6 protein-coding genes are annotated in these 7,244 nt (G+C 62.2%); 2 read left to right on the top strand and 4 right to left on the bottom strand.

Annotated elements, in window-relative coordinates; all coding sequences use genetic code 11:
• Nucleotides 1–408 precede the first annotated feature (408 nt).
• Complete coding sequence (locus MFF34_RS06870) at nucleotides 409–1,383, top strand: LysR family transcriptional regulator (protein WP_238211623.1); 975 nt, start codon at nucleotides 409–411, stop codon at nucleotides 1,381–1,383.
• A gap of 8 nt (nucleotides 1,384–1,391) precedes the next feature.
• Here MFF34_RS06870 and MFF34_RS06875 read toward each other — a convergent pair whose 3' ends face one another.
• Both MFF34_RS06875 and hisN read right to left on the bottom strand, forming a co-directional pair.
• Complete coding sequence (locus tag MFF34_RS06875; RefSeq protein WP_238211625.1) at nucleotides 1,392–2,123, bottom strand: hypothetical protein; 732 nt, start codon at nucleotides 2,121–2,123, stop codon at nucleotides 1,392–1,394.
• 88 nt (nucleotides 2,124–2,211) lie between these two features.
• Nucleotides 2,212–3,003: a histidinol-phosphatase gene (gene hisN / locus MFF34_RS06880; RefSeq protein WP_238211642.1), complete on the bottom strand. Its 792-nt coding sequence runs from the start codon at nucleotides 3,001–3,003 to the stop codon at nucleotides 2,212–2,214.
• 220 nt (nucleotides 3,004–3,223) lie between these two features.
• Between hisN and MFF34_RS06885 the strand changes: the two genes are divergently transcribed.
• A complete protein-coding gene (locus MFF34_RS06885) occupies nucleotides 3,224–3,868 on the top strand; it encodes a LuxR C-terminal-related transcriptional regulator (RefSeq protein WP_238211645.1) in 645 nt (214 codons plus the stop codon).
• 149 nt (nucleotides 3,869–4,017) lie between these two features.
• Here MFF34_RS06885 and MFF34_RS06890 read toward each other — a convergent pair whose 3' ends face one another.
• The gene (locus MFF34_RS06890) at nucleotides 4,018–6,021 is read right to left on the bottom strand and encodes a MacB family efflux pump subunit (RefSeq protein ID WP_027596799.1); all 2,004 of its coding nucleotides are present in this window, start codon (nucleotides 6,019–6,021) and stop codon (nucleotides 4,018–4,020) included.
• Nucleotides 6,022–6,023: 2 nt separating this feature from the next.
• Nucleotides 6,024–7,181 carry a macrolide transporter subunit MacA gene (gene macA / locus MFF34_RS06895; RefSeq protein WP_238211647.1) on the bottom strand — a complete coding sequence of 386 codons (1,158 nt, stop codon included), beginning with the start codon at nucleotides 7,179–7,181 and terminating at the stop codon, nucleotides 6,024–6,026.
• Between the last annotated feature and the right edge of the window lie 63 nt (nucleotides 7,182–7,244).

Raw genomic sequence — 7,244 nt, forward strand, 5'->3', positions numbered from 1 at the left:
GGCATGGCTCATACGACCCTCGTTATTATGCTTATTAACCAATCTATCAACATCGCACTGTTCGGTAAGGCGAGTAGATCAGTGCGAGTACGCTTGGCAGTCCGTTCAAGAGCGAACGTGAGTCAACACCGGCACGCAGAAAGTCCTGCTTCAAAAAGTTATTCGACATCGATGTCTCAATGTCGCGCCGTGGGATTTACGTTATGCCTTGGCCCAGGGTGGGTCCAACGACATTTGCAGGGCGCTAATCATTACCTGAAGTTATCAATCAAGGCCTGAACCCACCCTGCACTTGTAGGAGCAGCCTTGTGCTGCGAAGAGGCCCGCTCATACACTGGCTATGGGATGCCGGTAAGGGCCCTTTCGCAGCACAAGGCTGCTCCTACACAGGACCTGAACCCTACCGACATGGTCAGACACTCTGAACCCGATCAGACCTTGATCAAGATGCCTTCGCTGCGCGCGGTCAAAGTCTTCGTCGCGGCCGCCAAATACCAGAATTTCACCCGTGCCGCCGAGGCCCTGTGCGTCACCCAGGCCGCCGTGAGCCGGCAGATCCGTGAGCTGGAAACCTACCTGGGTGCCGAACTGTTTACCCGTGTCGGCCGTGCGGTAGAGCTGACCGTGGCGGGTTCAATCTTCTTCGATGCGGTGCAGTTATCGTTCGTCAACATCTCCCAGGCGGCCGAGCGAATCCGCAGCAACATCAACCCCAAACACGTGGTTACCCTGTGCTGCTCGCCAGCGTTTGCCGCCCTGTGGCTGGGGCCACGGATGCCGAAGTTCTTCGAGCAAAACCCGGACATCGACATCAACCTGGTGACCACCCAGAACTTCCTGTCGATGGAGCCTGGCGTACGGCCGGACATCTACATCACCAAGCTGGGCAAGATCCAGGCCGGCTACAGCTGCCACCCGCTCAACCATGATGTGGTCTACCCGGTATGCAGCCCGCAGTACCTGGCGCAGCACCCACAGCTGACTACCTTGGAAGGGATTCGCGACGGCTCGCTGCTCAACCTCAGCCCCTATGGGCGCTCACAGGTGGCCGAGCACGTCGACTGGAATGTCTGGTTGGCGTTCCATGATGTCGACCTGAAGAGCCGTGCCAGCACGGCGCCGCATTTCTTCAATGCCAATGACTACAACCTGCTGGTGCAGCTTGCCCTGAGTAGCCAGGGCGTGGCATTGGGTTGGCACCACCTGGTGGGCCCGCTGGTGGAGCAAGGCTTGCTGGTGCGGCCGGTCGACCAGCAGTTGGTGCTCAAGGACACCTTCCATTTCCTGGCCTTCAACGAAGACAAGGAACATGACGCCAGTTGCCGACGGTTGCGCGACTGGTTGTTGGCGGAGTTTCAGCCGTTGCTGACGGCCGCCACTTAAGGCCCGGGTCACTGCACCGGCAAGAAATTCATCAACAACAGGCTTTGCGCATAATTGAGCCCGATCCGGCGATAGCGCTCGTCCAGCAGCTCTGCCAGCAAATCCAGCCGCGCCACGATCTTGCCGAACTCGACGGCGAAACTCAGGTTGCTGCCCTCCTCCGAAATCTCGTTGGAGAACAGCAACAGCACGCCATTCGCATCCTGCCGCTGGCTCAGCATCCAGGTGGCTTTCTCGATATTGCGTGCCGCGTTGTTGACGAACAGCGGGTCGATGGTGTCCGTCATGTAGAACTCGGTGCGCCCGCCATGGGCGGTAATCAGCATGCTGCCGATGGCATAGATGAACGCGCCGACCCGGTCCCCGCGAAACTCCGGGCTCAGCGCGTAACTCAAGGCGGCAAGGTCGCGGCGATTGCCCAGTTGCGCCAACGGTTGGCGCTGTTCGATGGCGATGCGGATCTGCCGCTCGGCCGTGGCGGCATCGACGTAGCCAGACATCTTCCACTGGTTGGGGTTGCGCAGGTACAGCTTGTTCATCAGCAGGTACAAGCTCTGCAGGTTGTCGCGCATCGACAGTGTCGCCAGGCGGTCGACGCTGGTCTGGAACAGCTCGCTGGGCTTGCCGTTGCCGAACTGGCTGACGATGTCACGGCCCTGCTCTTGGGTACAGGCGCACAGGCACGTCAGGGCGCCTGCCAACAGCAGGCCGGGGACTATTCTGAAAGGGCTTGCAACCATCGGCACCGGGTCGATATTCGGCGGCCGCACCGGGGATCAGTGCAGCCTGGCCAAGCATAGAGCCCAGGAAACCGAAAAAGTGCGATGGTCACATGGCGTGACGCAACATCTCCACCACTTGCGCATGCAACGCCGGGTCACCACAAGCCACCACACACCCGCCATGCTGCGCCGAGCTGCCATCCCAGGCCGTGATCACACCACCCGCCCCTTCGATGATCGGAATCAATGCCTGCACGTCATACGGCTGCAAGCTCGCCTCCACGACCACATCGACAAAGCCCGACGCCAGCATGCAATAGGCATAGCAGTCGCCGCCGTAACGCATCAGCCGGGCCTTGCCGGCCACGGTCTCGAACGCTGCCTTGCGCGCTGCGGTGTCGAACATGTCCGGGGTGGTGCACATCAGTGTGGCCGAGGCCAGGTCGGCGCAGGCACGGGTTCTCAGCGGCGTGCCACTGCGCCAGGCACCTTCCGGGGTGCCGACGAAGCGTTCGCCGGTAAAGGGTTGGTTCATCACCCCTACCCGCGGACGCGTGCCATCGTTCAAGGCAATCAAGGTGCCCCACAGCGGCAGGCCGGTGATGAACGCGCGGGTACCGTCGATCGGGTCGAGTACCCAGGTCAAGGGGCTGGTGCCCACTGCCACGCCTTGCTCTTCACCCAAAATGCCGTGCTCGGGATAGCGCGCCTGGATCAGCGCGCGCATGGCATCTTCAGCCGCCTTGTCGGCCACCGTCACCGGGTCGTACAACCGCCCGCCTTTGTCCTCGACGTCCAGGCTGGCACGGAAATACGGCGTGATCGCCACAGCGGCGGCATCGGCCAACTGCTCGGCAAAGGCGCGGAATTCGCCAATCTGTTCAGCACTCAGGGACATGGGGCAGGCCTCTTGAAGATGATGGAGGCCAGCATCATACCCGACAACCCGCGCCACAGCAGTCGCCTGCCATGGAGGCCGTTATTATGCCACTATCGTTACTTCATTTAACCGTCACTCAATCGTTGTACTAGGATACCCATCACCTCCCGAATGCGGCCCAGGATGCGGGCCTACAGCCAGACGGGAAATTGCACCACCGGACCTCATGGACGACACGATGAATTCGCACCTGCTCTACCCACAAATCGGCAAAGTCATTGCCAGCACCGGCAGCCGCCAATTCCCGCGCATGCTGCACGACCTGATCCAGGCCCACCTGACCATCGACGCCACGCACATACGCCTGCTGCCCGTGGCCCCGGCCGGCCCTGACGCCAACGCGCCCGTGATCAACGAGACCGTGTTTTCCTCGGACGTGCAGCCAAGCAGGGACTGCAGCGACCCGACGCGCTTGCACCTGATTCGCCGCAAAGGCGACGCCCGCTACGAAATCCAGGTGCTGCGCGCTGACTCCACCTACGGCTTCTCCGCCTTCGAACGCAACCGCCTGGACGACATCTCGCCCCTGCTGCTGCCGATGCTGGAAAAGCACATCGATGCCCTGCAACCCGCCGCCGAGCGCGCCACGCAAGAGAGCCTCGAACAGCGTTTTCTCGACCGCCTGGCGCAATCGGAGCTGAAGCTGTCCGAACGGGAGCGTCAGGTGTGCCTTGGCCTGCTGGCCGGGCATACCGCACCGGAGCAGGCCGAGCGGCTGGAGTTGAAGGTGAATACGGTCGAAAGCTATTTGCGCCGGGCGGCGATCAAGCTTGGCATCAGCGGGCGGCATTCTTTGATGCGCTGGATGTATACGGCAGTTTGATCTTGTAATCCCCACTCGGGCGCGAATCGCCGTGTAGGAGCAGCCTTGTGCTGCGAAGAGGCCGGTGATAACACCGTGAATCTTCGTTGCTATTACCGGCCTCTTCGCAGCACAAGGCTGCTCCTACAAGGGTTGAGGTACAGGGCACCTCAATCCCGCGCCAGCGCCTCGATCGGGTCAAGCCGTGCCGCGTTGCGCGCTGGCACAAAGCCGAACACCACCCCAATCAACGTCGAACAGGCAAACGCCATCACGATCGACGCCGGTGAGAACACCATCTCCCACTGTTTGACGAACAACTCGAACAGGTAGCCGATCCCATACGACAAGCCAATACCGACCAGCCCGCCAAACAGGCAGACCATCACCGCCTCCACCAGAAACTGCTGACGAATGTCCGACTGCCGTGCCCCCACCGCCATGCGAATGCCAATTTCGCGGGTACGCTCGGTCACCGACACCAGCATGATGTTCATCACCCCGATACCGCCCACCACCAGCGAAATCACCGCGATCAGCGACAGCAGCAGGGTCAGCGAGCGGCTGGTCTTTTGCACGGTCTGCATGATGCTGTCGAGGTTGTTGGTGAAAAAATCCTTGGTGCCATGGCGTTGCAGCATCAGCTTGGTCACCTCCTCCTCGACCCGCTTGCTGGGCACGCCGTCCTTGATGCGTACGCTGATGCTGTCCAAGTGGCGTTGGCCAAGCACGCGGCCGGCAGCAGTCTCGTACGGCACCCATATATTCAGCTGGTTGCTGGCGACGAACAGGTTCTTGTTCTCGGCGGTAACGCCGATCACCGTGCACGGCAGGTTCCCCACCAGGATCACCTGCCCCAGCGGATCTACGTTGGGGCCGAACAGGCGCTTGCGGGTGTTGTGGTCGATCACCACCACCTGGGCCTGGCGCCGTGCGTCCTCGGCACTGAACACAATACCGGCGGCCAGGGGAATGTTGCGCACCTGGAAGTAGTGTTCGCTGACGCCATTGAGCTGCACATCGACATCGAGGTTGCGGTAGCGCACCAAGGTACTTTGGCCGATCACCGGGGTGGCGCTGTCGACGTAGTACAGCGCGTTGAGCGCAGTGACGTCGGCGGGCACCAGGGTTTCGATGGTCTTCGCCCGGCTGTCTCCAAAGTTGCTACCCGAATAGATATCGATGGTGTTGCTGCCAATTGCCTGGATGTCCTTGAGCACGTAGCCCTTGGCCCCTTCGCCGATGGCCGAGATGGACACCACCGAGGTGATGCCAATGACAATCCCGAGCATGGTCAACAAGGTGCGCATGCGGTGCGAGATCAAAGCGATCCAGGCCATCTTGAAGGCCTCGCGGAACATCCCCAGGCTAGCGACCAGGCGCCTTGCTGGCGAAGCGGCCGGTGCAGGCTCGGCCACCGGGGTGGGCATGGCTGCGGTGCCCGTGCGCCGGTCGCTGACGATTTGACCGTCGCTGACCTCGATGACCCGTTCAGCATGCGCGGCGACCTTGGGGTCGTGGGTCACCAGGATCACCGTGTGCCCGGCTGCGTGCAGCTCCAGCAGAATATTCATCACCTCTTTGCCGCTGGCCGTGTCCAGAGCACCGGTCGGCTCGTCGGCGAGGATCACCTGGCCACCGTTCATCAGCGCCCGGCAGATACTCACCCGCTGCTGCTGCCCGCCGGACAACTGGCTGGGGCGGTGTTCCAGATGCCCGGCAAGGCCCAAGCGCGTGAGCAGCTCACGTGCCCGGTCGTGGCGTTGCCCGTGCGCAGTGCCGGCATACACTGCTGGAATCTCGACGTTGTGCAGGGCATCCAGGTGCGGCAGCAGGTGGTAGCGCTGAAAGATGAAGCCAAAATGGTCGCGGCGCAGCGCCGCCAAGGCATCGTCGTCCAGCGTGCGCGTCTCTTGGCCGCCGACCTGGTAGCTGCCACTGCTGGCGTTGTCCAGGCAGCCGAGGATATTCATCAGGGTCGACTTACCGGACCCGGAAGCGCCGATGATCGCCACCAACTCGCCACTGTGGATCTGCAGGTCGATACCCTTCAGCGCCAAGAACTCGCGGTCGCCGGCCAGAAAACTGCGGCTGACCCCCTGCAGGCGCAACAACGGCTCGCCGTTGCTGCAGGCAACGGCGCTGTGTGCGCTCAGCTCGACATTCATGTTCATGCTCACGCCCCTGCTTCGCCAGACACCGGTTCGCCGATCACCACACGGTCACCTTCGGCCAGGCCATCCTTGATCTGCACTTTGACGTTGTTGTTGATCCCCGCCTGCACGTTGCGCACCTGAGCGAAGCCCTTGGCATCGAGCACCCGCACCGGGAAGCTGCCGTCGCCATTGCGCGCGCCCAGGGCGGCCACCGGCACAGTGAGCACGCCTTGGGCCGTGTCGAGCACGATGTGCACCTGCGCGGTCATCGAGATGCGCAGGCGGTGCTCGGGGTTCGCCACCTCAAACAGGGCGTTGTAAAACACCGCGCCATTGGGTTTCGTAGCGCTGCCATCGCTGTTGTCGGTGCTTTGCGCGTAGTTCTGCGGGGCCGGTTCGGTGCCGCGCAGCTTGGCGTAGTAGCGTTTGTCTTCACCGAGGATGGTGAAGTACACCGGTTGGCCTGGGCTGATGTGGATCACATCGGCTTCCGACACCTGCGCCTTGACGGTCATGGTGTCGAGGTCGGCCAGCTTGAGCAGCACGGGCGCCAACTGGTTGGCGATCACGGTCTGCCCTTCTTGCGTGACGATGCCCACCACATGGCCGTTGATCGGTGCATTGATACGGGTGTAGCCCAGGTTGACCTTGGCCGTGTCGATCTCGACCCGGGCACTCTGGATTTGCGCATCGAGCGAGCGCACGGCGGCCTGCTGCACCTCGTATTCGGACTCGGCGTTCTCGAAGTCCTGGCGCGACACCGACTCGTCGGCCTGCAGTTCGCGATAGCGCTCATAGACCCGCCTGGCCTGCTTGAGCTGGGCCAGGCTAGAACGGCGCTCGGCCTGCAATTTGTCCTCGTCGACCTCAGCCTGGCGCAAGGTATTGCGCAGCACCAGCGGGTCGATTTCGGCCAGCCACTGGCCCTCGGTGACCTTGTCACCCAGTTTGACCTTCAACGAGCGCAACTGGCCCGACACCTGGGCGCCGACGTCCACCTGCTTGATGCCCTGCAACGTGCCGGTGGCCAACACGGCGTTTTCGATGTCGCCACGCTCGACCGTGGCGGTGATGTACTGCGGCGGCTTGGCCGGGGCCTGGACGGCATACAGCGTGATGCCGGCGACCAGGGCCACGGCGATGCCGAGGCTGTATTTGCGGAATCTGGACTTTTCCATGAACACTCACTATCTCTTCGGGTTCGCATGACCCGGCCCCAGTGGGGCCGGGAAGGCCCATCT

This window comes from Pseudomonas sp. PAGU 2196 (assembly GCF_022179005.1).
Lineage (GTDB): Bacteria > Pseudomonadota > Gammaproteobacteria > Pseudomonadales > Pseudomonadaceae > Aquipseudomonas > Aquipseudomonas kermanshahensis.